This window comes from Bacillus pumilus, assembly GCF_009937765.1.
Lineage (GTDB): Bacteria > Bacillota > Bacilli > Bacillales > Bacillaceae > Bacillus > Bacillus pumilus_O.
Genome location: NZ_CP047089.1, coordinates 1,945,546 through 1,971,314, shown reverse-complemented (window position 1 = coordinate 1,971,314; position 25,769 = coordinate 1,945,546). Strand labels below are relative to the sequence as shown.

25 protein-coding genes are annotated in these 25,769 nt (G+C 40.6%); 16 read left to right on the top strand and 9 right to left on the bottom strand.

Translation table 11 applies throughout. The features are described from left to right. The first annotated feature begins 2 nt into the window (after positions 1-2). The 3 genes from pdhB to lpdA all read left to right on the top strand — a co-directional run bounded on the left by pdhB (position 3) and on the right by lpdA (position 3,848). The gene (gene pdhB / locus GPS65_RS09570; protein WP_012009824.1) at positions 3-980 is read left to right on the top strand and encodes a pyruvate dehydrogenase complex E1 component subunit beta; all 978 of its coding nucleotides are present in this window, start codon (positions 3-5) and stop codon (positions 978-980) included. 107 nt (positions 981-1,087) lie between these two features. Beyond that, complete coding sequence (locus GPS65_RS09565; RefSeq protein WP_088001598.1) at positions 1,088-2,431, top strand: dihydrolipoamide acetyltransferase family protein; 1,344 nt, start codon at positions 1,088-1,090, stop codon at positions 2,429-2,431. Between the two features lie 4 nt (positions 2,432-2,435). After that, entirely contained in the window at positions 2,436-3,848 is a 1,413-nt protein-coding gene (gene lpdA, locus GPS65_RS09560) for a dihydrolipoyl dehydrogenase (RefSeq protein ID WP_003211097.1), read from the top strand. A gap of 116 nt (positions 3,849-3,964) precedes the next feature. On the opposite strand, the gene GPS65_RS09555 is transcribed toward lpdA, so the two are convergent. Further along, positions 3,965-4,345: a hypothetical protein gene (locus GPS65_RS09555; protein ID WP_224925233.1), complete on the bottom strand. Its 381-nt coding sequence runs from the start codon at positions 4,343-4,345 to the stop codon at positions 3,965-3,967. A gap of 316 nt (positions 4,346-4,661) precedes the next feature. On the opposite strand from GPS65_RS09555, the gene GPS65_RS09550 reads away from it, so the two are divergent. Further along, positions 4,662-4,781: a GapA-binding peptide SR1P gene (locus tag GPS65_RS09550; RefSeq protein WP_003212464.1), complete on the top strand. Its 120-nt coding sequence runs from the start codon at positions 4,662-4,664 to the stop codon at positions 4,779-4,781. A 43-nt stretch (positions 4,782-4,824) separates the two neighbouring features. On the opposite strand, the gene GPS65_RS09545 is transcribed toward GPS65_RS09550, so the two are convergent. Next, positions 4,825-6,297, bottom strand: coding sequence for an aminotransferase class I/II-fold pyridoxal phosphate-dependent enzyme (locus GPS65_RS09545; protein WP_119184394.1), 1,473 nt, complete (start codon positions 6,295-6,297; stop codon positions 4,825-4,827). 190 nt (positions 6,298-6,487) lie between these two features. Between GPS65_RS09545 and GPS65_RS09540 the strand changes: the two genes are divergently transcribed. Further along, on the top strand, positions 6,488-6,757 hold the full coding sequence (locus tag GPS65_RS09540) for a UPF0223 family protein (protein ID WP_012009829.1): 270 nt from the start codon (positions 6,488-6,490) through the stop codon (positions 6,755-6,757). A 30-nt stretch (positions 6,758-6,787) separates the two neighbouring features. On the opposite strand, the gene GPS65_RS09535 is transcribed toward GPS65_RS09540, so the two are convergent. Next, positions 6,788-7,423: a DUF1054 domain-containing protein gene (locus GPS65_RS09535; RefSeq protein WP_012009830.1), complete on the bottom strand. Its 636-nt coding sequence runs from the start codon at positions 7,421-7,423 to the stop codon at positions 6,788-6,790. A gap of 288 nt (positions 7,424-7,711) precedes the next feature. On the opposite strand from GPS65_RS09535, the gene GPS65_RS09530 reads away from it, so the two are divergent. Both GPS65_RS09530 and GPS65_RS09525 read left to right on the top strand, forming a co-directional pair. Beyond that, a complete protein-coding gene (locus GPS65_RS09530; RefSeq protein ID WP_003211901.1) occupies positions 7,712-7,900 on the top strand; it encodes a hypothetical protein in 189 nt (62 codons plus the stop codon). A 133-nt stretch (positions 7,901-8,033) separates the two neighbouring features. After that, positions 8,034-8,840 carry an inositol monophosphatase family protein gene (locus GPS65_RS09525; RefSeq protein ID WP_012009831.1) on the top strand — a complete coding sequence of 269 codons (807 nt, stop codon included), beginning with the start codon at positions 8,034-8,036 and terminating at the stop codon, positions 8,838-8,840. Between the two features lie 156 nt (positions 8,841-8,996). Here the strand turns inward: GPS65_RS09525 and GPS65_RS09520 are convergent, their stop codons facing one another. Both GPS65_RS09520 and GPS65_RS09515 read right to left on the bottom strand, forming a co-directional pair. Beyond that, positions 8,997-9,632 (bottom strand): hypothetical protein, encoded by a 636-nt coding sequence (locus GPS65_RS09520; RefSeq protein WP_012009832.1) that lies wholly within the window; start codon positions 9,630-9,632, stop codon positions 8,997-8,999. Between the two features lie 274 nt (positions 9,633-9,906). Next, the gene (locus GPS65_RS09515) at positions 9,907-10,086 is read right to left on the bottom strand and encodes a DUF5325 family protein (protein ID WP_003211596.1); all 180 of its coding nucleotides are present in this window, start codon (positions 10,084-10,086) and stop codon (positions 9,907-9,909) included. 113 nt (positions 10,087-10,199) lie between these two features. Between GPS65_RS09515 and typA the strand changes: the two genes are divergently transcribed. Together typA and GPS65_RS09505 are read left to right on the top strand one after the other, a co-directional pair. After that, positions 10,200-12,038: a translational GTPase TypA gene (gene typA / locus GPS65_RS09510; RefSeq protein WP_012009833.1), complete on the top strand. Its 1,839-nt coding sequence runs from the start codon at positions 10,200-10,202 to the stop codon at positions 12,036-12,038. A gap of 96 nt (positions 12,039-12,134) precedes the next feature. Further along, positions 12,135-12,416, top strand: coding sequence for a YlaH-like family protein (locus GPS65_RS09505; RefSeq protein WP_044334035.1), 282 nt, complete (start codon positions 12,135-12,137; stop codon positions 12,414-12,416). Between the two features lie 31 nt (positions 12,417-12,447). Here the strand turns inward: GPS65_RS09505 and GPS65_RS09500 are convergent, their stop codons facing one another. Both GPS65_RS09500 and GPS65_RS09495 read right to left on the bottom strand, forming a co-directional pair. Further along, on the bottom strand, positions 12,448-12,678 hold the full coding sequence (locus GPS65_RS09500; RefSeq protein ID WP_088001590.1) for a YlaI family protein: 231 nt from the start codon (positions 12,676-12,678) through the stop codon (positions 12,448-12,450). 101 nt (positions 12,679-12,779) lie between these two features. Next, entirely contained in the window at positions 12,780-13,397 is a 618-nt protein-coding gene (locus GPS65_RS09495) for a YhcN/YlaJ family sporulation lipoprotein (protein WP_088001588.1), read from the bottom strand. Between the two features lie 140 nt (positions 13,398-13,537). Here GPS65_RS09495 and GPS65_RS09490 point away from each other — a divergent pair, with 140 nt between their 5' ends. Beyond that, positions 13,538-14,860, top strand: coding sequence for a PhoH family protein (locus GPS65_RS09490; protein ID WP_034619937.1), 1,323 nt, complete (start codon positions 13,538-13,540; stop codon positions 14,858-14,860). A 15-nt stretch (positions 14,861-14,875) separates the two neighbouring features. Here the strand turns inward: GPS65_RS09490 and GPS65_RS09485 are convergent, their stop codons facing one another. Then, positions 14,876-15,355, bottom strand: a complete 480-nt coding sequence (locus tag GPS65_RS09485) for a peptidyl-prolyl cis-trans isomerase (RefSeq protein WP_119124799.1) — start codon at positions 15,353-15,355, stop codon at positions 14,876-14,878. Positions 15,356-15,472: 117 nt separating this feature from the next. Here GPS65_RS09485 and glsA point away from each other — a divergent pair, with 117 nt between their 5' ends. The 5 genes from glsA (at position 15,473) to GPS65_RS09460 (ending at position 23,285) form a co-directional block, all read left to right on the top strand. Then, positions 15,473-16,402, top strand: coding sequence for a glutaminase A (gene glsA / locus GPS65_RS09480; RefSeq protein WP_012009839.1), 930 nt, complete (start codon positions 15,473-15,475; stop codon positions 16,400-16,402). A 122-nt stretch (positions 16,403-16,524) separates the two neighbouring features. Beyond that, positions 16,525-16,806 carry an Fpa/YlaN family protein gene (locus GPS65_RS09475; protein ID WP_003212509.1) on the top strand — a complete coding sequence of 94 codons (282 nt, stop codon included), beginning with the start codon at positions 16,525-16,527 and terminating at the stop codon, positions 16,804-16,806. Positions 16,807-17,013: 207 nt separating this feature from the next. Next, positions 17,014-18,225, top strand: a complete 1,212-nt coding sequence (ftsW, locus tag GPS65_RS09470) for a putative lipid II flippase FtsW (protein WP_119124800.1) — start codon at positions 17,014-17,016, stop codon at positions 18,223-18,225. A gap of 80 nt (positions 18,226-18,305) precedes the next feature. Continuing rightward, a complete protein-coding gene (gene pyc, locus GPS65_RS09465; RefSeq protein ID WP_119124801.1) occupies positions 18,306-21,752 on the top strand; it encodes a pyruvate carboxylase in 3,447 nt (1,148 codons plus the stop codon). 99 nt (positions 21,753-21,851) lie between these two features. Next, positions 21,852-23,285, top strand: coding sequence for a cryptochrome/photolyase family protein (locus GPS65_RS09460; RefSeq protein WP_119124802.1), 1,434 nt, complete (start codon positions 21,852-21,854; stop codon positions 23,283-23,285). Between the two features lie 40 nt (positions 23,286-23,325). On the opposite strand, the gene GPS65_RS09455 is transcribed toward GPS65_RS09460, so the two are convergent. Beyond that, entirely contained in the window at positions 23,326-24,249 is a 924-nt protein-coding gene (locus GPS65_RS09455) for a COX15/CtaA family protein (protein ID WP_119124803.1), read from the bottom strand. Between the two features lie 393 nt (positions 24,250-24,642). Here GPS65_RS09455 and cyoE point away from each other — a divergent pair, with 393 nt between their 5' ends. Next, the gene (gene cyoE, locus GPS65_RS09450; RefSeq protein WP_047201764.1) at positions 24,643-25,560 is read left to right on the top strand and encodes a heme o synthase; all 918 of its coding nucleotides are present in this window, start codon (positions 24,643-24,645) and stop codon (positions 25,558-25,560) included. Positions 25,561-25,769: the final 209 nt, after the last annotated feature.

The following is a 25,769-nucleotide window of genomic DNA, read 5'->3' as shown; positions in this document are numbered from 1 at the left end:
CCATGGCGCAAATGACAATGATTCAAGCGATCACTGATGCGTTACGCACAGAACTGAAAAATGACGAAAACGTTCTCGTTTTCGGAGAAGACGTTGGTAAAAACGGCGGCGTATTCCGTGCGACTGAAGGATTGCAAAAAGAGTTTGGTGAGGATCGTGTATTCGATACACCACTTGCTGAATCTGGTATTGGCGGTCTTGCAATTGGCCTTGGACTACAAGAATTCCGCCCAGTAATGGAAATTCAATTCTTCGGATTCGTTTACGAAGTATTAGATTCTGTTTCTGGACAAATGGCTCGTATGCGTTACCGTTCTGGCGGACGCTGGCATTCTCCAGTGACAATCCGTTCTCCATTCGGTGGGGGAGTTCACACACCTGAGCTTCACGCTGACAGCTTAGAAGGTCTTATCGCTCAACAGCCTGGTATCAAGGTGGTCATTCCTTCAACACCTTACGATGCAAAAGGACTATTAATTTCTGCAATCCGTGATAATGATCCGGTTGTATTCCTTGAGCATATGAAACTGTATCGCTCTTTCCGTCAGGAAGTTCCTGAAGAAGAGTACACAATTGAAATCGGTAAAGCTGACGTGAAACGTGAAGGTTCTGACCTTTCAATCATCACTTACGGTGCAATGGTTCACGAATCACTTAAAGCTGCTGAAGAACTTGAAAAAGAAGGCGTTTCTGCTGAAGTAATCGACCTTCGTACAGTAAGCCCGCTTGATATTGAAACAATTATCGCTTCTGTTGAAAAAACAGGTCGTGCGATCGTTGTTCAAGAAGCACAAAAACAAGCTGGTATTGCTGCAAACGTAGTAGCTGAAATCAATGACAGAGCAATCCTTAGCCTAGAAGCACCAGTACTTCGTGTAGCTGCACCTGATACTGTATTTGCTTTCTCTCAAGCTGAGAGCGTATGGCTTCCAAACCATAAAGACGTGCTTGAAACAGCTAAGAAAGTTCTTGAATTTTAATTAAATGACTGAGGGGAAAAGAATTTATTTCTCTTCCCCTTTATCAATTACATGACCGTGTAAACATACACAACAAGGATTCAACAAAATCTAGGAGGCGAAAAACAGTGGCATTTGAATTTAAACTTCCGGACATCGGAGAAGGTATCCACGAAGGTGAGATCGTTAAGTGGTTTGTAAAACCAAACGACGAAATTAATGAAGATGACGTTTTAGCAGAGGTACAAAACGATAAAGCAGTTGTAGAAATTCCTTCACCTGTTAAAGGAAAAGTATTAGAATTAAAAGTTGAAGAGGGAACAGTTGCAACTGTAGGACAAACAATCATTACGTTTGATGCACCTGGTTACGAAAATCTTCAATTTAAAGGCAGCGAAGAAGAAGGCGAAGCAAAAACTGAAGCTCAGGTACAAGGTACTGCTGAAGCTGGTAACGAGCCAGAGAAGAAAGAAGTAGCACAAGAAGAAGCGGCAGCAGCAACTGGTGCAGGCGCACAAGAGCAAGTAGATGCTGATCCAAACAAACGCGTTATCGCTATGCCATCTGTACGTAAATATGCCCGCGAAAAAGGCATTGAAATTTACAAAGTTGCAGGTTCTGGTAAAAACGGACGTGTGTTAAAAGAAGATATCGACAGCTTCGTTAATGGTGGTTCTGCAACTCAAGAAGCAGCGCCTCAAGCAGCTGAAAGTGCAAAAGAAGAAGCAGCTCCTAAAGCGGCAGCAGCAGCTCCAGTTCTTGAAGGAGAATTCCCAGAAACTCGCGAGAAAATGAGCGGAATCCGCAAAGCGATCGCGAAAGCAATGGTGAACTCTAAGCATACAGCTCCTCACGTAACATTAATGGATGAAGTGGATGTAACGAACCTTGTTGCTCATCGTAAACAATTCAAACAAGTTGCAGCTGATCAAGGAATCAAGTTAACTTACTTGCCTTACGTTGTAAAAGCTCTTACTTCTGCTTTGAAAAAGTACCCAGTACTTAACACTTCTATCGATGATAAAACAGATGAAGTTGTTCAAAAACATTACTACAACATCGGAATTGCAGCTGATACTGAAAAAGGCTTGCTTGTTCCAGTTGTGAAAAATGCAGATCGCAAAGCAATTTTCGAAGTATCTAACGAAATCAACGAGCTTGCAACAAAAGCACGTGATGGTAAATTGGCTCCAGCTGAAATGAAAGGTGCATCTTGCACAATCACAAACATCGGTTCTGCTGGTGGACAATGGTTTACTCCAGTTATCAACCACCCAGAAGTAGCGATCCTTGGTATTGGCCGTATCGCTGAAAAAGCGGTTGTTCGTGATGGCGAAATCGTTGCAGCTCCAGTCTTAGCTCTTTCCCTAAGCTTTGACCACCGTATGATCGACGGAGCTACTGCGCAAAATGCCCTTAACCACATCAAGCGTTTATTGAATGATCCACAATTAATTTTAATGGAGGCGTAATGTCATGGTAGTAGGAGATTTCCCAATCGAAACAGATACTCTTGTCATCGGTGCAGGTCCTGGTGGATATGTAGCTGCTATTCGTGCTGCACAGCTTGGACAAAAAGTAACAATCGTTGAAAAAGGAACACTTGGCGGTGTATGTCTAAACGTTGGTTGTATTCCTTCAAAAGCATTAATCAATGCTGGCCATCGTTTCGAAAATGCTAAGCATTCTGAAGACATGGGTATCAAAGCTGAAAACGTAACAGTTGATTTCACAAAAGTTCAAGAGTGGAAAGCTTCTGTTGTAAACAAATTAACAGGTGGAGTTCAAGGTCTTCTTAAAGGAAATAAAGTAGACATCGTTAAAGGTGAAGCTTATTTCGTAGACAGCAACTCTGTACGTGTAATGGATGAAAATTCAGCACAGACGTACACTTTCAAAAATGCAATTCTTGCAACTGGATCTCGGCCAATTGAATTGCCTACTTTTAAATACACAGACCGCGTGATCAACTCAACTGGTGCTTTGGCGCTTAAAGAAGTACCTAAGAAGTTAGTTGTAATCGGTGGTGGATATATCGGTACTGAGCTTGGTACTGCTTATGCAAACTTTGGAACAGAAGTTGTCATTCTTGAAGGTGGAGACGAAATCCTTCCAGGTTTCGAAAAGCAAATGAGCTCATTGGTTAAACGTAACCTGAAGAAAAAAGGAAACGTTGAAATCCATACAAACGCTCTTGCAAAAGGCGTTGAAGAAAAATCTGATGGTGTCACTGTTACTTTCGAAGTAAAAGGTGAAGAAAAAACAGTTGATGCTGATTACGTACTTGTGACTGTTGGTCGTCGTCCAAACACAGATGAGCTTGGTCTTGAGCAAGTTGGTGTTGAATTAACTGACCGCGGAGTTGTCAAAACAGACAAACAATGCCGTACAAGCGTATCTAACATCTATGCAATTGGTGACATCGTTGATGGACCACCACTTGCACACAAAGCTTCTTACGAAGGTAAAATTGCAGCTGAAGCAATCGCTGGAGAGCCAGCTGAAATTGATTACCTTGGTATTCCTGCTGTTGTATTCTCTGAGCCAGAACTTGCAACTGTTGGATACACTGAAGCAGAAGCAAAAGAAGAAGGAATCGACATCGTTGCAGCGAAATTCCCATTCGCAGCAAACGGACGTGCACTTTCTCTTGATGCAACTGATGGCTTCATGAAGATGATCACTCGTAAAGAGGATGGTCTTGTGATCGGTGCACAAATCGCAGGTGTTGGCGCTTCTGATATGATTTCAGAGCTTAGCCTTGCAATCGAAGCTGGAGTGACTGCTGAAGATATCGCAATGACAATTCACGCACACCCAACTTTAGGTGAAATTACAATGGAAACGGCTGAAGTAGCAATCGGAAGCCCAATCCATATCGTAAAATAATGAACTTATTAAACCCCTCTCCTTGATGGAGAGGGGTTTTTTGAGCGCTGCATGAGAAAAACCCCTCATTTCATGAGGGGCTTTTCATATGGATATATAAGTGCAAGGAGAGGTCATTAATTTGTATTCACGCGGTCTAAAGCGTGGCATAATGGCGATAAAATATCCTCTTTACTACTGACATTTCCTTCAACCTTCACAATGACTTTTTCATTATTTACAAGTAAAATAGCCGGCAATTCGTCTACTTCATTTTTCCAGCCTTTAAGATCTTCTTTCACAATCATTTTTGACATTTCTTTCGGGTATTCATTCTTTAAATCGAGGACTGCATCATAATAAGGACTTTCTTTATCAAGATTTTCTGCATCTGTAAAAAAGAGAATTCTTGGTTTTTGAATATGACTGACTTGGTCTGTCTGATTCGGTATGATATACGCTAATGAGCATGAACTAAGTACAAAGAGCATGGGGAATATAATGAGAAGTGTCCTCATAAAATTCAATCTATTCACCTCAAAATCCTTTGGGGTTGTCCCAACATTTTTAGGAGCTGGTTACCTGTTAGTCACTCTAGTGTATCATGTCCTTTTTGACAATTTTCGATTGTTACCCAATTGTTACAGAATTGATATGAAGCAAAATACAATTGAAACGTTCCCACAATATGATGAGAAAATAGCACATATTCATAAAAAATAATTAAATGTGTCATACAATTAACCGTTGACAACTTAAATGTGACATCATATTATAGAAGTGTGAAATAGATTAAACGCTTTCAAATATTGAATGAAGAAAAGGGGAATGTACGTGGGTACAATTATTTGTCAAGATTGCAATGAGACCATTGATCAATTTGAAAATGAAAAAGTGACAACACTATACGGAACGTGTGGTCACTGTCATTGCTGTGATGAAGCCTCTGAATAAATAAAAAAGCATGCAGCTCCATTTGGGGCTGCATGTTTCTTTTTTATAAAATTGGTTTTTGTTCTTTAATGACACGAATCATTTCCAGCGTTGAATCTTCTGGTCCTTGCACAGGGAGACCAATTTCAATGTTTTTAAAGATATAGGAGATATTTTCTTCTGTGATAATTTCTCCTGGTATAAAAATAGGTATGCCTGGCGGGTACACCATGACAAACTCTGCGATGATGCGGCCCGCTGCTTCTTTAAACGGAACTACTTCTGTTGTGGCGTAAAAGGCATCACGCGGCGTCATGGCAAGTGATGGAATCTCAGGTAGCAAGACTTCAGTTACCTCTTGTGTGCCGCTCTCACTTGTAGAGGTTGCGGCAATGTCTTTCATGGCCGTGATCAGCGCATCGATTGTTTCATCAGAATCACCAGGGGTCACAATACATAATATGTTGTAAAGGTCAGAAAGCTCTACTTCAATCCGGTAGCTTTCTCTCAGCCATTTTTCGACATCGTGACCATTGAGCCCAAGGTCTTTAATTGAAATAATTAATTTTGTTGGGTCATAATCATACGTAGAAGCTGAACCGAGTATTTCCTTGCCAATACACGTAATGCCATCAATTTGATTCAAACGGTTCCTCGCTGATTCCGCTAAACGGATGGCTTCATCTGCAAGTGCCTTTCCTTCAGTGGCTAATCGCTTTCGAGCGACATCAAGTGACGCCAAGAGCAAATAAGATGTAGACGTTGTCGTCAACATGCTCAAAATCGATTGCACACGATCTTTTGAGATAAGCCCTTCCTTCATATTTAAAATAGAGCTCTGAGTAAGGGAACCGCCAAGTTTATGGACACTTGTTGCTGCCATGTCTGCACCTGCTTGCATGGCTGATAGTGGGAGCTTATCGTGAAAATGAATATGCACGCCGTGTGCCTCATCGACAAGGACAGGCACATGAAATGAATGGGCAATGTCTACAATCGATTTTAAGTCTGCTGAAACGCCGAAATACGTCGGATTAATCACAAGTAGACCTTTGGCATCTGGATGCTCTGTGAGTGCTTTTTTCGCTGATTCTGGTGTAATGCCGTGAGAGATGCCAAGCTCTTTGTCTATTTCTGGGTGAATAAAAACAGGAACTGCGCCAGAAAATACAATCGCGGACATAATTGATTTATGGACGTTACGCGGAACGATAATTTTATCCCCAGGTCCGCATACGGTCATCACCATTGTCATGATGGCGCCGCTTGTTCCTTGAATACAGAAAAACGTATGGTCAGCACCGAATGCTTCAGCAGCTAAATCTTGTGCTTCTTTTATCATTCCTCGAGGTGAGTGTAAATCATCAAGAGGTTCTATATTAATGAGATCAATGCTTAATGCATTGTCGCCAATGAATGCTCTAAATTCAGGGTCCATTCCGGCTCCTTTTTTATGGCCTGGAATGTGAAATTGAACTGGATTGGTTGCTGCATGTTTTTTTAGTCCAGTGTATAAGGGTGTATCATGTTGTGACAATTGCTTTCCCACCTTCATCGAAATACCTGCTATTATTGTGCCAATAACGACAGATTTCATTGCATAAAACAAAAGAATTATATTATGAACTGATCGGAATGTAAAGCATAAAATCAATCGGTTTCTGATCGAACAGATGCTATAATAAAAGCTCAAATAAGAAATGAGTGTTAAAGTGAGGGACAAGTAAATGGAATATCAATATCCAATGGACGTCGACTGGACGACAGAGGAAAAGATTGCGGTTATTTCGTTTTTTCAAGCTGTTGAAAAAGCCTATGAAAAAGGAATACCGAAGCAGGAGTTATTAGATACTTATAAACGTTTTAAAGAGATTGTGCCATCAAAAGCAGAAGAAAAGACGCATTGTGCAGCGTTTGAAAAAGAAAGCGGGTATTCTCCTTATCGTACAGTGAAAACGGCAAGAGAAGCAGAAGAGTCTACCATTATTCGTATGTAAGAAAAAACGAGCCTGTATGGGCTCGTTTTTTTATACAGATTGTTTTTGTGTAAAGCGGTATAGATATGTCACCGTTCGGAAGGCATCTTCAATTTTTGATAAGAATTCTTCATTATTCATTTGAACGACTTCTTCTCTAGGTAGCTGAATGCCGCAAAGAAGCTCGGCTTTCTTTACCGTTTGGACACGTTCAAACAGTGTTTTCAACTGTTCTGCATCGAGTTCGCTGTGACGCATGACATCTGGTTTCATATGATCTTTAGACCAAACAAAATCTTGTGGTATTTTCTTCTGAATGGTATCTAGTTCTTTTTCGAAGAGCTGACCATATTCGCCTTTTACAGGAGATTCATAAATAAGAGCAAACCAAACAAAGACATGTGTTTTCCAAAGCCCAATTTGAAAATGAGGGAGTTTTTTATACCCACGCTTGCTGTTTGCAAAAGCAACCCACGTATCATTAGGCGGATTGACTGATCTTCTAGCATGCTTTGCGACGTGTACAAACATTTCGTCACCTGTAATAGAAGAAAGAAGTGGTGCAAAGTGTTCTCCAAGTGCTTCAAGCTTTGGACGGACTCTTTCTTTTAATACCGTCATTCGTTCATCTAAACCGTCAACTGTAAATGTCTCAAAATCTTCATCTCTAAAACGCATTTCACTCATCGTATGCCTCCTGTATTCTTTCGCTGATCATATTTTATCATAGCTTGGGTTAAGCTCAAAAAAAGATGCACCGTCAGATCAAAGATTGTAGAGGAAGTAGGGCAGCGTTTAAAAACAACGATTTTGTGGTACATAACAAATAGGTAAAGACACAATTTTCAGAATGTCGTTGCGGTTATGCGATCGCTTCATACGATATAAGCAAGAACCAATTCTCTTATCGATTGAATTTTTTATCAATGAAAACTGACAAGGAATGAATCATTCTCTGGAAGGGGCGTTGACCAAATGAAGCAAATCGTGAAGCAGGGGTATAGACAGGAGAAGAAGAATCGCATCGCTGTGTGGAGATTAGAGGTGGACTATGAGCTTTCTACGCTTCATGAAGCCATCGAGCAAAAAGATGACATCCAAATCGAACGCAGCAAACGAAAGCTTGAGCGCCTAAGAAAAGAATGGGAGCAGCTTAAAGGGTAGAACAAGGTGAGGTAAAAACGAACCAATTCATCGGTTCGTTTTTGTATGAAGCTGCTTTTTTCTTGCTTTTACGTACATAATATCAGTATGCTATTACAAATAGGTATTACATAGAAAAGAGGTTTACAGTCTGATGACAAACTGGGTGGAAATTGACCGTCTTGCAAAGCTTTGGGTAAAAGAAGCAGGAAGCCGTATTAAAGCGTCCATGCAGGATGGTCTATCAATTGAAACAAAATCAAATCCAAATGATCTTGTCACAAATATCGATAAAGAAACAGAACGTTTTTTCATTGAAAAGATCCAATCGACATTTTCAGATCATCATATTTTAGGTGAAGAAGGACAAGGGGAAGAGGTGACCTCACTTGATGGGGTCGTGTGGATCATTGATCCAATCGATGGCACAATGAACTTTGTCCATCAAAAACGAAACTTTGCCATTTCAATCGGGATATTTGAAAATGGCATTGGGAAAATCGGTCTCATTTATGACGTCATTCATGACGAGCTTTACCATGCGATCAAAGGAGAAGGGGCTTATATGAATGATACCCTACTTCCTCCATTAAAAGATGTAGCGATTGAAAAAGCCATCGTGGGCATTAACCCGACCTGGGCGATTGAAAGCCCTTATTTTGATGCGAAACCGTTCGCCCGACTTGTGCGTGATGTGAGAGGGACGAGAACGATTGGATCAGCTGCCTTGGAGCTCGCTTATATCGCAAGCGGCAGAAGTGACGCATACGTCACGTTAAGGCTTGCGCCGTGGGATTATGCAGCAGGCTGTGTGCTGCTTGATGAAGTAGGGGCAGTCTACTCAAATATACACGGAGAGCGCCTAACGTTCCTAGACAAAAACAGCATCGTCGCTGGAAATCGATCCGTTTGTGAAAAAATTTTACACGATTACATAAAAGGCAGTGAAAATAAAAAATAAACCAAATCACTTCATGAGAATGAAGTGATTTTTTGTGTTTGATGAATTTTTAAAAAAACACAACTGGCTATCGATATGAAAAAGCTAGATGATCATTCTTTATTGGCTGAAATAAAAAACCCCCATCTGGATAAACCAGGTGGGGGGGTTCTGAGCTTAGCTTAATTTTTCTTTAGCAATTTGAATTGCATCATAGACTGATTTTAATTGCTCTTGAGGAATTTTTTTCAGCATTTGGTTGAAAACAAGTAATTCAGTAGAGCTGAATCCAATACCTTTTGCGATTTTTGAATCAATGACAACATTACCTTTTTTGTCTAAAACAAGTGCATCACCAGCAAGATCAGCAATTCTGATCACTGATTTAAACAGCTTTTCAAATTTAGCTGCTTCTTCTTTTGTAAGACCAAGTTCAACAGCTTTCGCTGCATCAAAAACTAATTTTCCTTTTTCGTTTTTAGTGACGCTCTCACTGAAAACGATTGTCAGAACAGCAGCGCGATCTAAGAATTTCTCAGCAGTCGCCGCTTCTTCTTCAGTTAGTCCGAGCTCAACAGCTTTTTTCACATCAAATGTGTAGTTGTTGTCTTCCTCAACAAATGAGTTGATGAGAATGTTGATGACACGCTCGTTTTTCTCCAATAATTCTTTAATGACTTGTTGCTGCTCAAAAGGAATCCCTTTGAAAGTTGCAGCACTTGCTTGCCCAGGAGCTACTGTTGTGAAAGTAAGAATAATAGCTAAAGCGAAAAATACAACAGAGCTGAGCGATTTGCTCAAAATCTTCTTCATGCTTCTTTTCTCTCCCTTTTCTGTTAAATTTTGTTGCAAGAACAGCATATCACGAGAAACTTTGTGGAAGAATAGGAAAATTGTAACTTTATGTTTGATTTTGGAGAACTATAAACGTTATTGTCGAAAAATGGAGAGGTTCAGATGACTTACTTTTGCCAAGTCTAAATGATATGTTCTGTCTTTATACGCGCCTTTTCATAGGTGGTTGGTCTTGTTTTGACCAAAAATAAAAGCCTTTTACATATAGAATGTAAAAGGCTTTTGAGAAATTTTATGATTGCACGTTTAATTTTCTTTTTAATGTGAATCCTGTACCCATGAAAATCATGGCAAACACAATACTTAGACAAATACCCAGCACGTTTTTTTCTGCAAGAGTTACCCCAATAAACGCCATACTGACAACCGCAAGTAATGCACATAATAATAGAAGCCATTTGATTTGTTTCATTTTTCTCCATCCCTTTTTTTAGAGTTAATATAAGTTTACAGAAAAACGATCGGCATTTAAAGGGGATTGTGATATAATATGAAAGTTATCTAATTATTTTAGGAGATGAAAATGTGAAACTTCGAAAAGATCTTCGCAACATCGCAATTATTGCCCACGTTGACCATGGTAAAACGACGCTTGTTGACCAATTGCTCCATCAAGCTGGTACTTTCCGTGCGAATGAAAATATCGCTGAGAGAGCCATGGATTCAAATGATTTAGAGCGAGAGCGCGGTATTACGATTTTAGCTAAAAATACTGCGATCCATTATAAAGATACACGCATTAATATTTTAGATACACCAGGACACGCCGATTTCGGTGGTGAGGTTGAGCGTATCATGAAAATGGTAGATGGTGTACTTCTCGTTGTGGATGCTTATGAAGGCTGTATGCCTCAAACACGCTTTGTGCTGAAAAAGGCACTTGAGCAAAACTTAACACCAATTGTTGTTGTCAATAAAATTGACCGCGACTTTGCTCGTCCGGCTGAAGTAGTCGATGAAGTAATTGACTTGTTCATTGAATTGGATGCGACAGAAGAACAGCTTGAATTCCCAGTTGTCTATGCATCAGCAATCAATGGTACAGCAAGTAACGATGCAAGCAAGCAAGATGAAAACATGGAATCTTTGTTTGAAGCCATTGTTAACCATATCCCTTGCCCAGTTGATAACCATGAAGAGCCGCTTCAATTCCAAGTGGCGCTACTTGATTACAATGATTATGTTGGAAGAATTGGGATCGGTCGTGTATTTAGAGGAACAATGCAAGTAGGACAGCAAGTAGCCTTAATGAAAGTGGACGGCAGTGTGAAACAATTCCGTGTGACGAAGATTTTTGGTTTCCAAGGGTTAAAACGAGTGGAAATCAACGAAGCGAAAGCAGGAGATCTTGTTGCAGTATCTGGAATGGAAGACATTAACGTAGGTGAAACGGTTTGTCCTGTTGAACACCAAGAGGCTCTGCCAATCCTTCGTATTGATGAGCCAACTCTTCAAATGACGTTTGTTGTGAACAACAGCCCATTTGCAGGCCGTGAAGGAAAATATGTAACATCACGTAAAATTGAAGAGCGCCTAGAGCAGCAGCTTCAAACAGACGTTAGTCTTCGTGTTGATCCAACTGATTCGCCTGATGCTTGGGTTGTATCTGGACGCGGAGAGCTTCACTTATCCATTCTTATTGAGAATATGAGACGTGAAGGATTTGAATTACAAGTATCGAAGCCAGAAGTTATTGTAAAAGAAGTTGACGGTGTTCGATGTGAGCCTGTTGAACGCGTTCAAATTGATGTACCAGAAGAGCACACTGGCTCTATCATGGAATCAATGGGCGCACGAAAAGGTGAAATGATTGACATGATCAATAATGGTAATGGTCAAGTTCGCCTGATCTTTACAGTGCCATCACGTGGTTTAATCGGATATACAACTGAATTTCTTTCATTAACTCGTGGTTTTGGTATTTTGAACCATACGTTTGACAGCTACCAGCCAATGCAATCTGGTCAAGTCGGCGGACGTCGTCAAGGTGTACTTGTTTCAATGGAAACAGGTAAAGCGACTGCTTACGGAATCCAAGGCGTTGAAGAGCGCGGTGTGATTTTTGTTGAGCCGGGTGTTGAAGTATACCAAGGAATGATTGTTGGTGAGCATAACCGTGAGAACGATCTTGTTGTCAACGTAAGTCGTATGAAACAACAAACAAACGTGCGTTCAGCGACGAAAGATCAAACGGTGAGCATGAAAAAACCACGTATTATGTCACTTGAGGAATCTCTTGAGTACTTGAATGAGGACGAATACTGTGAGGTTACACCTGAATCAATTCGTTTAAGAAAGAAAATTTTAGATAAAAACGAACGTGAGAAAGCAGCGAAGAAGAAAAAGCTAGCAGGATTATCGTAATTCCATGAAGAATTAAAAAGATAGAACCCTGAAAGATAAGGGGAGGGAATCTTTTTGAATGAACAGGAAGTAAGTGAAAATCTATCCTTTTTCGCGATGCTGTTTCGTGTCGATGAAAATCCGCAAACAGGGATGTGGCTCCTATATGGCACCATCCTTGTTTTAGCGATTATTGTTTTTAAGCTCGGCTTTGCTAGACGTTTACCGATTTTAAAAGCACTCGTGATTTACTTGTTTTTGATTTTTGGTTGCACGTTTCTCACATTTCTAGGAATCTTCCTGCCGGTAGCGGAAGGGCTAGTCGTGGCAGCTGCCATTTTGATTATTTATAAAATCAGGCTGCATCGTGCGAAAAAAGAAGGAACAGTGAATACGTAAAAAAAGACCTGAACTCGTGTCAGGTCTTTTTTTACGTCTTTTGTTCTTTTTTTCCTTTTTTCTTCTTATTCTCTTTTGTCGCAGGATCTTGATAAAGAGAGAATCTGCCAGTCTTGATGCGTGCTTCTGTCTTTACTTTAATACGTTCCTGACAGTCATCGCACATATATGTATGAATCGGTCGATTTCTTAACCGTTTAGCAACGAGTGTATCATCATCAATGGTTTCAAGCTTCTCACATAATGAGCACTTCACTCTCATCCTTTTCACCTCACTTATTGCATATATTATAGCATGTTTTCCAGCTACTTAAAATCAGCGTAGAAAACGGCTTATATCACAGGAGATATAAGCCGTTCTCTTTATTTCTTCTGATTCATATGATGGTTTGATTGATCGTTTTGATGTTCGTCTAACCTCTTTTGATCATTTTGTTTGAGCTGATCATTCGGTTCATTTGTAGGATCTGTTTCGCGGCGATCAATTTCATTTCTTGGCATCTCTGGCATTACGCGGCCGACAATGGCGGCTAGTTCATCCATAATCCCACTGACAGGGCGGCCTGCTTGTATTTCTTTACCCATTTCTTTTAACCGGCTGACTGTATCTGGATCAGCGACCACAACAGCATTCGCACCTTCTGGATCATTTTTCAGCGCTTTTGCAACTGAATATTTAATGGTTTCTACTTTGCTTCTATCTAAATCATCTTTTACATCAATACCAACAACGGCATAGCGGCCGATGACGACTGCCGTTGCATCATTAACATCTGCTACGTGCTCTGTTACTTTGACAAGATGCTGCGCGACATCTGTGGATGACCTAGCTTGATTGGTCTTTTTCTTAGTGGAATCTGACACTCTTACTACGTGCTGGCGTCCATCTTGCTTGTCCAGTGCCTCACTCTTTTCCTGCTGCTGGCAAGCGCCTAACAGCATGATGGCTTGAACCATGAATAATGTCAAAAATAGTCGCATCTGTATTCCCTCCTTCACAAACTGCATGATTTATTTTATTGTTGAATTAACCTTCTAACTTTATTCATGAAAACATATATTTTAACAATCGTTTTGGGAAAGACAAGGATGAATGAAACCCCGATCAGGAGGCGAAGGACCTGAGTAAAATTTATGTATTAGACACAAATGTGTTATTACAGGATCCGAATTCAATCTTTTCATTTGAAGACAACGAAGTCGTCATACCAGCCGTTGTGTTAGAAGAAGTAGACTCAAAAAAGAGATATATGGACGAGGTTGGACAAAATGCCCGGCGCGTCTCACGCCTAATCGACGGTTTAAGATCGAAAGGGAAACTGCATGAAAAAATTACACTAGAGTCAAAAGGGACACTGCGCATTGAACTGAATCACCGCTCTTTTCATGAGCTTCAAGAAATTTTTATTGAAAAAACGAATGATAATCGAATATTGGCAGTCGCGAAAAATTTAAGCTTAGAGGAAGAAACAAAGCCTCATGGACGGCCTGTTATTTTGGTCAGCAAGGATGTGCTAGTACGGGTAAAGGCGGACGCTATAGGGCTTCAAGCAGAAGACTTCTTAAGTGACCGTGTATTGCAAAATGAAGACATCGATAATGGCTATCATGAGCTCTACATTCCGACTGAGCAATTGAATACATTTTATAAGCAAAATCAATTACCAATAAAAGAGGTCACAAGTGCACCATTCAACCCTCATCAATTTGTCATCATGAAGGGAAATGAAGGCGGTTCTGCTTTAGGAATGCTTGATCAAAAGGCAGAGCATGTTAAACGTCTCGTTTATGATCAAGAGCATATTTGGGGAATCCGTCCAAAGAATGTCCAGCAGACGATGGCACTCGAGTTGCTTTTGCGTCGTGACATTCCGCTCGTGACACTGATTGGAAAAGCAGGGACTGGTAAAACATTGCTTGCACTTGCTGCCGGGTTAATGCAGACAGAGGACCTCGGTATGTTTAAAAAGTTAATTGTGGCGCGCTCCATCGTGCCTGTTGGGAAAGATATAGGGTACTTGCCAGGAGAAAAGGAAGAAAAGCTCAGACCATGGATGCAGCCGATCTATGACAACCTAGAGTTTTTATTTAATACAAAAAAGCCGGGTGAGCTTGATGCGATTTTGGCGGGAATTGGATCTATTCAAGTCGAAGCATTGACGTATATTCGGGGAAGAAGCATCCCTGATCAATTTATTATCATTGATGAGGCGCAGAATTTAACAAAGCACGAGGTGAAAACATTATTAACGCGAGTCGGAGAGGGAAGTAAAATTGTGCTGATGGGAGATCCAGAGCAGATTGATCACCCTTATTTAGACAGTTTAAATAATGGGCTTACGTATGTCATCGAGCGGTTCAAAGGGCAGCAAATATCTGGACATGTCAAGCTTGTCAAAGGAGAAAGGTCTGGACTTGCACAGCTTGCCGCTGATTTGCTATAGTCCAGACCCTTTGACTTATGTAATGATCAGCTCTTTGACACCTTTTATCGGCTGAGTGAGGTTGGACTGATCCGCGAAATAGACATGGATCGGTCCTTCTTCTGTGATTGGCTTACCATGTTGGCTGAAATGAGCAATGCTTTCCATTGCCTGAGAAAGAGGGACAGCAATTGTACCAGTTTCTGTGACAAATTCGCATGTATCCGCATGTTCAAGCGGCTCAGCATTTTTTAGCATATCGCCAAGCTTCATACCGAAGCTGCCAGTGACGAGTCTTTCCTTCTCGTACTTTTTCTCTGTTTTTAACGTAGGTGGAAGTGTTTGACCTTCTCTTATCACCCGCTCTTGGTCAAGCTCCTGATCTAGCTGCTTCTCTTCACTTGCTGCATTTTCAAAAAAAGAATCCATTAAAAATTTGCGGTCATCAAAAATCCATACACTTGGATCAATGGTGATCTTGTACTGTACGTTCCCCTTGATTTGAATGATGCTCATGTAGACAACCCCTTTCCAACATAAATTATAGAAGTTTTCGTTCAATTTGTCACTTTCATAAACAGGCTACACCTTGTACACACTAATCGTACATGAAAGATAGGGAGTGTATGAGGCATGGCATGTCGCGACAATGAAGAGCTTCAGCGATTTGTAGAAGAAGCAAAAAAAGTGGCCAAAGATGGTCAAGTAGCATCCTATATTCCTGCTCTCGGCAAAGCGGATCAGACGGATTTATCTGTGGCTGTGTATCATGTAAGTAATACGTGCCACTCCGCTGGAGATGTAGATAAACGATTTACGCTTCAAAGTATTTCAAAAGTATTAGCACTGGCGCTTGTGCTCTCAGAAGAAGGGCCAAAAAAAGTTTTTCAATTTGTTGGACAAGAACCAACAGGAGACCCGTTTAATTCAATGATCAAACTGGAAACAGCCAGCCCGAATAAACCGCTGAATCCAATGATTAATGCAGGGGCGCTCGCCGTCACAAGTTTAATCAGGGGAGCGACCCCAGAAGCTCAGCTGGGCCGGTTGCTTAGCTTTATTAGAGAGCTTGCAAATGACAAAAGCATTACATACTGCAAGGAAACCGCTGCGTCCGAATTTGAGACATCGATGATTAACCGGGCGATGTGCTATTATATGAAGCAATATCATATTATTAGAGGGAACGTAGAAGAAGTCATGGACGTCTATACGAAACAATGTGCCATCATGATGAACAGCTTGGATTTGGCGAAAATTGCTTGTGTTTTTTCATTAGACGGCAGGCATCCAGAAACGGGAAAGCAAATTCTTTCGAAAGATGTCGCTAGAATTTGTAAAACCTTTATGGTGACGTGCGGCATGTACAATGCGAGCGGAGAATTTGCCATTAACATCGGAATTCCTGCAAAAAGCGGTGTCTCAGGTGGGATTATGGGAGCTGCACCATATGATTTTGGAATCGGTATCTTCGGTCCGGCTCTGGATGAAAAAGGGAATAGTATTGCTGGGATTAAGCTGCTTGAGCTGATGAGTGAAAAATACGAGATGAGTATCTTTTAATGAAGGAAGGCTTCTTTTTATTTTTACAAAGCGAACTGTACAAATCTGCTTGCAATTTTGGGCGTTTCGCTTTATGATAAATAGAAGAATTAGGTACTCGCCTGGGGAACGGAGGGATACTTTTGGCGTCAGAAATTTTAGTCGATCATCGGCAAAAAGCACTGGCTTTATTAAAATTGGATGCAGATAAAATTTTAAAATTGATCCAAGTGCAAATGGACAACTTAACGATGCCGCAATGTCCTCTTTATGAAGAGGTTTTAGATACTCAAATGTTCGGATTATCGAGAGAAATTGATTTCGCTGTCCGGCTTGGATTAGTTGATCAACATGAAGGTAAGAAACTACTCGATAAACTTGAGAGAGAGCTTTCCGCACTTCATGATGCGTTCACAAAAAAATAATGATTGAAAACTCAAACTTCTTGAACATAAGTTTGAGTTTTTTTGTCCTCTATTTTTTCATTGATTCATGTCAAACGGACTTGATTCTTTCATGAATGACGAACAATATAAAAGAGGTAAAACGAGATCAAACGGAGAAAATGTAGTAGAATAAAAACAGCTAAGAGGATATCAAGCAGTAGAAACAGACGTTAGGAAGAGGATTATATGTTAAAGAGAATGCTAAAATCGTATGACTACTCATTATTGTTCGCCATTATTTTAATTAGCGCATTCGGTTTGGTCATGGTGTATAGCTCAAGTATGATTACATCTGTGATTAGATACGATGCTGCACCAGATAATTTTTTTAAGAAACAGCTTTTATTTATGATCGTTGGAGCGGTCATTTTGCTCTTTACGGCACTCGTTCCATATCAGTTGTTTTCAAATAAGAAATTTCAAATCGGTATGCTGCTGCTATCCGTTTTTTCCCTCATCTATGTGTACTTTGGCGGTCATATTGCAGGGAACGCAAGAAGCTGGATTAAAGTAGGTCCATTCAGTCTTCAGCCAGCGGAATTTGTGAAGATTGTCGTCATTATTTATCTTGCTGCTGTGTATGCAAAAAAGCAGCATTATATTGATCATATTTTACGAGGAGTCACACCTCCAATCGTGATTGTCTCGATCTTATGCGGATTTATCATTTTGCAGCCAGACTATGGGACAGCCTTTATCATTGGCATGATTGCGCTTGCGATGATTTTATGTTCAGGGTTTAGCGGGAAAACACTTGCGAAGCTGCTGGCGCTATTTAGTGCCGTGATGGTCGTCGTGACCCCATTTATTATTCTTTTTTGGGATAAAATTTTCACGCAAAATCGTCTTGGGCGTTTTGAGAGTTTCCAAGATCCTTTTAAAGATGCAGGGGCTACGGGACACCAATTGATTAATTCCTATTACGCCATTGGATCAGGTGGTTTTTTTGGACTTGGATTAGGAGAAAGCGTTCAAAAGTACGGATATCTTCCAGAGCCACACACAGATTTTATCATGGCAATCATTTCAGAAGAGCTTGGCTTTTTCGGTGTATTTTTTGTACTCGCTCTCCTTGGCTTCATCGTCGTGAAAGGTTTTTATATTGCAAGAAAGTGTGAAGATCCATTTGGAAGTTTGCTTGCAATAGGAATTTCCTCCATGATTGCCATCCAAACATGCATTAATTTAGGCGGTGTTTCAGGTCTGATTCCGATTACTGGGGTCACGCTTCCGTTTATTAGCTACGGGGGATCGTCTATTATTTTACTGAGTGGTTGTATGGGAATATTGCTGAATATCAGCATGTTTACTGAATATAAAGAGCGTTACAAAAAGAAAAAATCAATGAGCAAACCATTAGTTCAAAAAAATGGAATGCAGAAAACTTTGAATCTTTAGAAAACAAAAGTGTACAGTTTTCATTTCTTCCTTTATTATAGAGTACATATAAAATTTTAAGGGATATGGAGGAGTGAGAAATGTCACAGAGAACAATTCAAAAGGTTCTAGTTGCAAACAGAGGGGAAATTGCTATCAGAGTCTTCAGGGCCTGTACGGAGCTCAATTTACGTACAGTAGCCATTTATTCCAAAGAAGACTCGGGCTCTTATCATCGCTATAAAGCAGATGAAGCATATCTAGTTGGAGAAGGAAAAAAACCGATTGATGCCTACCTTGATATCGAGGGGATCATCGAAATTGCAAAACGAAATGACGTGGATGCAATCCATCCAGGTTACGGATTTTTATCTGAAAATATTCATTTTGCAAGACGATGCGAAGAGGAAGGCATTCAATTTATCGGTCCAACTTCTCAGCATTTAGATATGTTTGGAGATAAAGTAAAGGCAAGAGAAGAAGCGAAAAAAGCGGGAATTCCAGTCATTCCAGGAAGTGACGGACCAGTTGATTCGGTCAAAGAAGTCGAAAAATTCGGTGAAGAATACGGTTATCCGTTTATTATTAAAGCTTCACTAGGCGGCGGCGGCCGGGGTATGCGGATTGTCAGAACGAAAGAGGAGCTGAAGGAAGCCTATGATCGTGCGAAGTCAGAGGCAAAAGCGGCTTTTGGAAATGACGAAGTATACGTTGAAAAACTGATTGAAAATCCGAAACACATTGAGGTGCAGGTGATTGGTGACAATCACGGCAATATCATTCATTTATATGAGCGTGACTGCTCTGTTCAAAGGCGACATCAAAAAGTCATTGAAGTGGCGCCAAGTGTGTCTCTTACAGATCAATTGCGTGAAGACATTTGCGAAGCGGCAGTTCAGCTGGCTCGGAATGTCTCTTATATCAATGCAGGAACTGTAGAATTCCTTGTTGCAAATGGAGAGTTTTATTTTATTGAAGTCAATCCAAGAGTACAGGTAGAACACACGATCACTGAAATGATCACTGGTGTCGATATCGTTCAAACCCAAATTCTTGTCGCGAAAGGTCATGACCTTCACAGCAAGGAAGTTGGTATACCAAAGCAAGAAGATATTTTCACACATGGTTTTGCTATTCAATCAAGGGTTACAACAGAAGATCCTTTAAATGATTTTATGCCAGACACAGGAAAAATTATGGCCTACCGTTCAGGCGGAGGATTTGGTGTACGACTTGATACAGGGAACAGCTTTCAAGGTGCAGTCATTACACCTTATTACGATTCACTATTGGTCAAGCTGTCCACATGGGCGCTCACATTTGACCAAGCTGCTGCCAAAATGGTTCGAAACTTACAGGAATTTAGAATTCGCGGGATTAAAACAAACATTCCGTTTCTTGAAAACGTGGCAAAGCATGAGAAATTTCTAAAAGGGGAATACGATACGTCGTTTATCGATTCAACGCCAGAGCTATTTAATTTCCCTAAGCAAAAAGACCGTGGAACGAAGATGCTGACTTATATTGGTAACGTGACCATTAATGGATTCCCTGGCATTGCAGAGAAAAAGAAGCCTCATTTTGACAAGCCTGTTGTACCGAAGCTTCCTCTCAAGCGAGAAATTCCATCTGGGACTAAACAATTGTTAGATGCCCATGGACCTGAGGGCCTAGCCAATTGGGTAAAAGAACAAAAGAACGTTCTTCTAACAGATACAACCTTTAGGGATGCGCATCAGTCGTTGCTTGCGACTCGCTTGAGAACGCATGATTTAAAGAAAGTGGCCCAGCCTACAGCAGGTTTATGGCCAGAGCTGTTTAGTATGGAAATGTGGGGCGGTGCTACATTTGATGTTGCGTATCGTTTCTTGAAAGAAGATCCTTGGCAGCGATTAAAAGAGCTTCGCCAAGAAGTGCCAAACACGTTGTTCCAAATGCTTTTAAGATCATCAAACGCTGTTGGATATACAAACTATGCGGATAATGTGATTAAAGCATTTGTAAAAGAATCTGCCGAGGCAGGCATTGACGTGTTCCGTATTTTCGATAGCTTAAACTGGGTGAAAGGCATGACTCTTGCCATTGATTCTGTTCGTGAATCAGGCAAAGTGGCAGAGGCAGCTATTTGTTATACAGGGGACATTCTCGATCCATCTCGTCCGAAATATGATCTTAAGTACTATGTATCTCTTGCGAAAGAGCTTGAATCTGCCGGAGCGCATATTTTAGGTATTAAAGATATGGCGGGATTATTAAAGCCGCAGGCAGCTTATGAGTTAGTCTCTGCTTTAAAAGACGAGCTCACAATCCCTATCCATCTTCATACACATGATACGAGTGGAAATGGACTGTTCACCTATGCAAGGGCAATTGATGCAGGTGTTGATATTGTCGATGTGGCCGTTAGTTCTATGGCAGGACTCACATCACAGCCAAGCGCAAGCTCACTGTACTATGCTTTAGATGGGCATGAAAGAAAGCCAGATATGAATGTCCAATCTGTCGAACATCTTTCTCAATACTGGGATTCTGTCAGAAAATACTATCGTGAATTCGAAAGTGGCATGAATTCACCTCATACAGAAATTTATGAGCATGAAATGCCTGGCGGACAGTATAGTAACTTGCAGCAGCAGGCGAAAGGTGTCGGACTTGGTGACCGCTGGAACGAAGTAAAAGAAATGTACAGACGTGTAAATGACATGTTTGGTGATATTGTGAAGGTGACACCTTCTTCTAAAGTAGTCGGAGATATGGCACTTTATATGGTGCAAAATGATTTAACAGAGGAAGATGTCTATGAAAAAGGAGCAACTTTAGACTTCCCGGATTCTGTTGTGGAACTATTTAAAGGATATTTAGGTCAGCCGCATGGCGGATTCCCTGAAAAATTGCAAAAGCTCATTTTAAAAGGAGAAGAACCGCTTACTGTCAGACCTGGTGAGAAGCTGAAGCTAGTTGATTTTGAAGCTATTCAGCAGCAGTTCAAAGAATCTCATGACCTGACGCTGACAGAGCAAGATGCGATTGCGTATGCCTTATACCCGAAAGTCTTTTCAGAATTTGTCCAAACAGCTGAAAGCTACGGGGACATCTCGGTTCTTGACACACCAACATTTTTCTATGGGATGAGGCTTGGTGAAGAAATCGAGGTAGAAATCGAAAAAGGAAAAACACTCATTGTGAAACTCGTGTCAATTGGAGAACCGAATCCAGACGCGACAAGAGTTCTTTATTTTGAGCTAAATGGACAGCCGCGTGAAGTCGTGATTAAGGATGAAAGCATCAAATCATCCGTTCAAGAAAAAATGAAGGCGGACCGCTCAAATCCAAATCACATTGCCGCTTCAATGCCAGGCACTGTCATCAAAGTGCTCGTGGAAAAAGGGCAGAAAATCTCGCAAGGTGAGCATTTGATGATCAATGAAGCCATGAAAATGGAGACGACTGTACAAGCCCCATTCACTGCGGTTGTAGATGAAATACATGTGACAAATGGAGAACCGATTCAAACCGGAGATCTGCTCATTGTGTTAAAGCCCGAATAATAAGTGAGACACATCCAACGTGATGTGTCTTTTTTTGAGCGCATTAAAATGTGCAGCAGTCTGCAAGAGTGATTACACTATAGAGTGAGGTGAAGAAAGTTGGAAATTGTCGTGATTTGGTTTCGCCGAGATATGCGATTGGATGATCATATCGCTTTATCTAAAGCGATCACATATGCAAAAAAACATGAGTACAAATTATTGGCTCTTTATCATTTAGATCCATTTTTTACTGAAATGAAAATGGATTTAAATAACGAACATTTCTTTCAAAACTTGGCGTATTTCGTCAAGGAAGCAAGAAAATCTCAAGTGTATGTTCACCTTCTCCATGATGATGTCCTGCGCGCCTTTCAGCAGGTTATGGATGTGTATAACATCAACGCCGTCTTTTTTAATGAAGATGAAGTGGGTATTGGCCGAAGGCGTGACAAGCAAGTAACCGATTTTTTAGAAAAGAAGGGCATTCATGTATCAACGTGGCAAGATACACACCTTCACGGGGCGCAAGATATTTTAAAAGCAGATGGTTCACCATATCAAGTGTTTACCCCATACTATCAATCATGGCGTAAGCAGGAGAAGCAGCCTGTGATAAAAGTTGACAAATCATTTTTCAGCAGTGGGCATATGATTTGTGATGAGTTACTTTCACAAAGAGGAAATGAGAAACTACGAGACTTGATAAAGGGCTGCTCAAGGAAGTTTGATCAAATTGGCACAGAGAAAGCGATGAACACGCTGCAGCAATTTATTCAAAAAAGATTAACGCGTTACCATGAGAAACGAGATATTCCGTCTGTTTTTGGCACGAGCAAGCTGTCGCGGTTCTTAAAAACAGGCACTATTTCGATTCGAACGATCTTTCATGCGATATATGAAGAAGCACTCTATGAAGACGAGGGCAGAGAGACCTTTATCAAAGAGCTGGCTTGGCGTGATTTTTACCATATGATTTATGCGCATTATCCTGAGATGAAAGAAAAAGAAATCAATTCAACGTTTCAAGGGATGAAATGGAATGAAGATGAGATGCTGTTTGAAGCTTGGTGTAAAGGAGAAACAGGCTTTCCGCTCGTTGATGCAGGGATGAGACAATTAAATGAGGAGGGCTGGATGCATAACCGCTTGCGAATGGTTACAGCCTCATTTTTAACAAAGGATTATTTGATTGATTGGAGAAAAGGCGAAGCGTATTTTGCAAAAAAACTTGTGGATTATGATGAAGCGTCAAATATCGGAGGATTTCAATGGGCAGCCTCCGTCGGAACAGATGCGGTGCCGTACTTCCGTATTTTCAACCCGATCACTCAGTCAAAGCGATTTGACCCAAGCGGGGAATTTATTAGAAAATATGTACCAGAGCTAGAACATGTCGATGAAAAATGGATTCATGAACCAAGTAAAATGCCGATTGATGAGCAATTGAAATCGGGATGTGTGCTAGGTGATACATATCCGCTTCCGACGGTAGACCACCAGGAAAGACGCAAAAAAGCCATTTCGCTATTTGAAGAAGCAAAACAACAATAAAACAAATCCCCCAGTCTATATGGAAGGGGGATACAAATTCTTATTTGAATGGCTCTTTGTTTTCATATTTAAACCGGGCAATGAGTAGGCAGAAGTAACAGAGTACTCCAAACAAACAGGAAATAAAGAATGAATGAGCCAGCGCATAGCCTAGTGCGAGCTGGGAATACACAGACATCACACCTGAGATCGCTTGAAGTGTAATGAGAATGGCTGAAATGATCCATCCATAATACAGCTGCTTTTGTTCTTTATAATGTTTCATGGCATGGAACATCGCAACAAATATCCAGACGAATAAAAGAAGTGCTGCTGCTCTGTGAGACATTTGCACCCACTGATTGAAGTACGCTGGAAGTGCACCGTCTTTTGAACAAAACGGGAAAACAGAGCAAGCAAGGCTTGATTTTGTATGCCTTACATAAGCACCCGTGTACACCACGATATACGTATAAGTGATCAAACCATAAATATGAAACTGCATTTTTTTGCCGATATGAAGCGGCTTCACTAGCTTTGTTTCAGATCGCGTTGCCTCGAATACAAGAAGCGCAAGCAATAGCACTGAAGCAAAAGAAATGAGTGAAATACCAAAGTGCAGTGCCATGACAAGTGCGTTGGAACCAAACACGACGGCAAGAGCCCCTAACAGTGCTTGTAGCAGTAAGAATATAATCGACATGATGACCAAAAATTTGGTTTCACGGAATACTGGACTAATCTTTTTCCAGCATAAGACCGCCAGTGCCAAGACAAGAATGGTTGAAACCCCTGTTGACATGCGGTGACTCCATTCAATGATGGAAGCAGGGTTCATTTCAGGGAAGAAACGACCGTGGCAAAGGGGCCACTGTCTGCCGCAACCAAGACCCGAGCCGGTTTTTGTCACAAGCGCACCACCAATCAAAACGATCAGCATCACAAACGTTGTGATCACGCTCAATAACCTTAAAGCAAATTTCATCAAATTATTTCACCTTCTCTAAAAAACTTCTGATCTAAATGAAAAACCTCACATGCTCTCAAGTTTAAGCCAAATGCGTGTTCTGTTGCAATTCATAATGACCAAAGTTCACAAAAAAATGATATGTTAGTTCACAAAGTTTACAGATTTAGAGTGCTTGATCTTTCTTTCACAGTCTGATAGAAATAGAGGAGAGAATATTTCATTTTGCACCGCCTTCTGAAACACAGATAAATCCTAATAAATTCACGAAAAGTTCACAAATAACTTCGAGATTGTCGTTTATTATTTAATAGGATGTTTTTTTACAGCTGTTTATCTTGTATGATAGAGTTGTAACGAATTTACGTTTCATCGTTCGTTTGAAGGTTTGGGCAAGGGAGGTTATACACATTGGCAAATTCCAAAACAGCCGCGGAAGCAGCTATTCATGGACAAATAGAAGAAACAACAGCTTGGAAAGATTTTCTTGCTCTGATTAAAATGGGCATCGTCAATTCCAACTTCATTACGACATTTACTGGAATGTGGCTTGCGTTTTATTTTACAGGGATGAGTTTCCTAGGAAATCTAGATATTGTGCTGTTAACAATGATTGGTTCTTCTCTTATTATTGCCGGTTCATGCGCCATTAATAATGCGTTTGACCGTGATATTGATATATTAATGGAAAGAACAAAAACAAGACCGACGGTTACAGGTAAGATTCAGCCGGGGCAAGCGTATGCATTTGGTATTTTGCTTGTTGTACTTGGACTCATCATGCTTCTGATGACAACCGTAACATCAGCAGTGATTGGATTTATTGGCGTCTTTACTTATGCGGTTCTTTACACCATGTGGTCTAAACGTCATTACACCATCAATACCGTTATTGGAAGTGTATCTGGTGCAGTGCCGCCATTAATCGGCTGGACAGCTGTCACAGGTACAATCGACACAACGGCTTGGGTTTTGTTTATGATTATGTTCATTTGGCAAATCCCGCACTTCCTGTCACTTGCGATTAAGAAAACGGAAGATTACCGTAAGGCAGGTATTCCAATGCTGCCAGTCGTTTATGGCTTTGAAGTCACGAAACGCCAAATCATCATTTGGACAGCATGTCTTCTCCCACTTCCATTTTTCTTAGGTGGATTAGGATGGCCGATTGTCGCACTTGGCACATTGCTGAATATTGGATGGCTTGTCATTGGCCTTATGGGCTTTAAAATGAAAGACGTCATGAAGTGGTCAACGCTTATGTTCGTTTATTCATTAAATTACTTAACCATCTTTTTCGTTGCGATGATTATCATTACACTATTCTAGAGTAAAATACACTTTGATCACATCAAAACAAGGCTATATCTTATAACACAACATTTTCTAACAACTATGAAAGCCGCCTGATATTCAGTTCTATTTAGGCGGCTTTCTGTTTATACATAGATGGTATTTTGAGTAAAAACATCATTTTTTTATGAAAAGAGGAAATGTAAGTGCTTTTATAAGAGGCGGGGGTTATGGATGGGTGAAAA

Bases quoted from the DNA above. Each gene is read 5' to 3' on its own strand.
- pdhB (WP_012009824.1), top strand. From the start codon at position 3: ATGGCGCAAATGACAATGATTCAAGCGATCACTGATGCGTTACGCACA.
- lpdA (WP_003211097.1), top strand. From the start codon at position 2,436: ATGGTAGTAGGAGATTTCCCAATCGAAACAGATACTCTTGTCATCGGT.
- GPS65_RS09555 (WP_224925233.1), bottom strand. From the start codon at position 4,345: ATGAGGACACTTCTCATTATATTCCCCATGCTCTTTGTACTTAGTTCA.
- GPS65_RS09540 (WP_012009829.1), top strand. From the start codon at position 6,488: ATGGAATATCAATATCCAATGGACGTCGACTGGACGACAGAGGAAAAG.
- GPS65_RS09535 (WP_012009830.1), bottom strand. From the start codon at position 7,423: ATGAGTGAAATGCGTTTTAGAGATGAAGATTTTGAGACATTTACAGTT.
- GPS65_RS09530 (WP_003211901.1), top strand. From the start codon at position 7,712: ATGAAGCAAATCGTGAAGCAGGGGTATAGACAGGAGAAGAAGAATCGC.
- GPS65_RS09525 (WP_012009831.1), top strand. From the start codon at position 8,034: ATGACAAACTGGGTGGAAATTGACCGTCTTGCAAAGCTTTGGGTAAAA.
- GPS65_RS09520 (WP_012009832.1), bottom strand. From the start codon at position 9,632: ATGAAGAAGATTTTGAGCAAATCGCTCAGCTCTGTTGTATTTTTCGCT.
- GPS65_RS09515 (WP_003211596.1), bottom strand. From the start codon at position 10,086: ATGAAACAAATCAAATGGCTTCTATTATTATGTGCATTACTTGCGGTT.
- GPS65_RS09505 (WP_044334035.1), top strand. From the start codon at position 12,135: ATGCTGTTTCGTGTCGATGAAAATCCGCAAACAGGGATGTGGCTCCTA.
- GPS65_RS09500 (WP_088001590.1), bottom strand. From the start codon at position 12,678: ATGAGAGTGAAGTGCTCATTATGTGAGAAGCTTGAAACCATTGATGAT.
- GPS65_RS09495 (WP_088001588.1), bottom strand. From the start codon at position 13,397: ATGCGACTATTTTTGACATTATTCATGGTTCAAGCCATCATGCTGTTA.
- GPS65_RS09485 (WP_119124799.1), bottom strand. From the start codon at position 15,355: ATGAGCATCATTCAAATCAAGGGGAACGTACAGTACAAGATCACCATT.
- glsA (WP_012009839.1), top strand. From the start codon at position 15,473: ATGGCATGTCGCGACAATGAAGAGCTTCAGCGATTTGTAGAAGAAGCA.
- ftsW (WP_119124800.1), top strand. From the start codon at position 17,014: ATGTTAAAGAGAATGCTAAAATCGTATGACTACTCATTATTGTTCGCC.
- pyc (WP_119124801.1), top strand. From the start codon at position 18,306: ATGTCACAGAGAACAATTCAAAAGGTTCTAGTTGCAAACAGAGGGGAA.
- GPS65_RS09455 (WP_119124803.1), bottom strand. From the start codon at position 24,249: ATGAAATTTGCTTTAAGGTTATTGAGCGTGATCACAACGTTTGTGATG.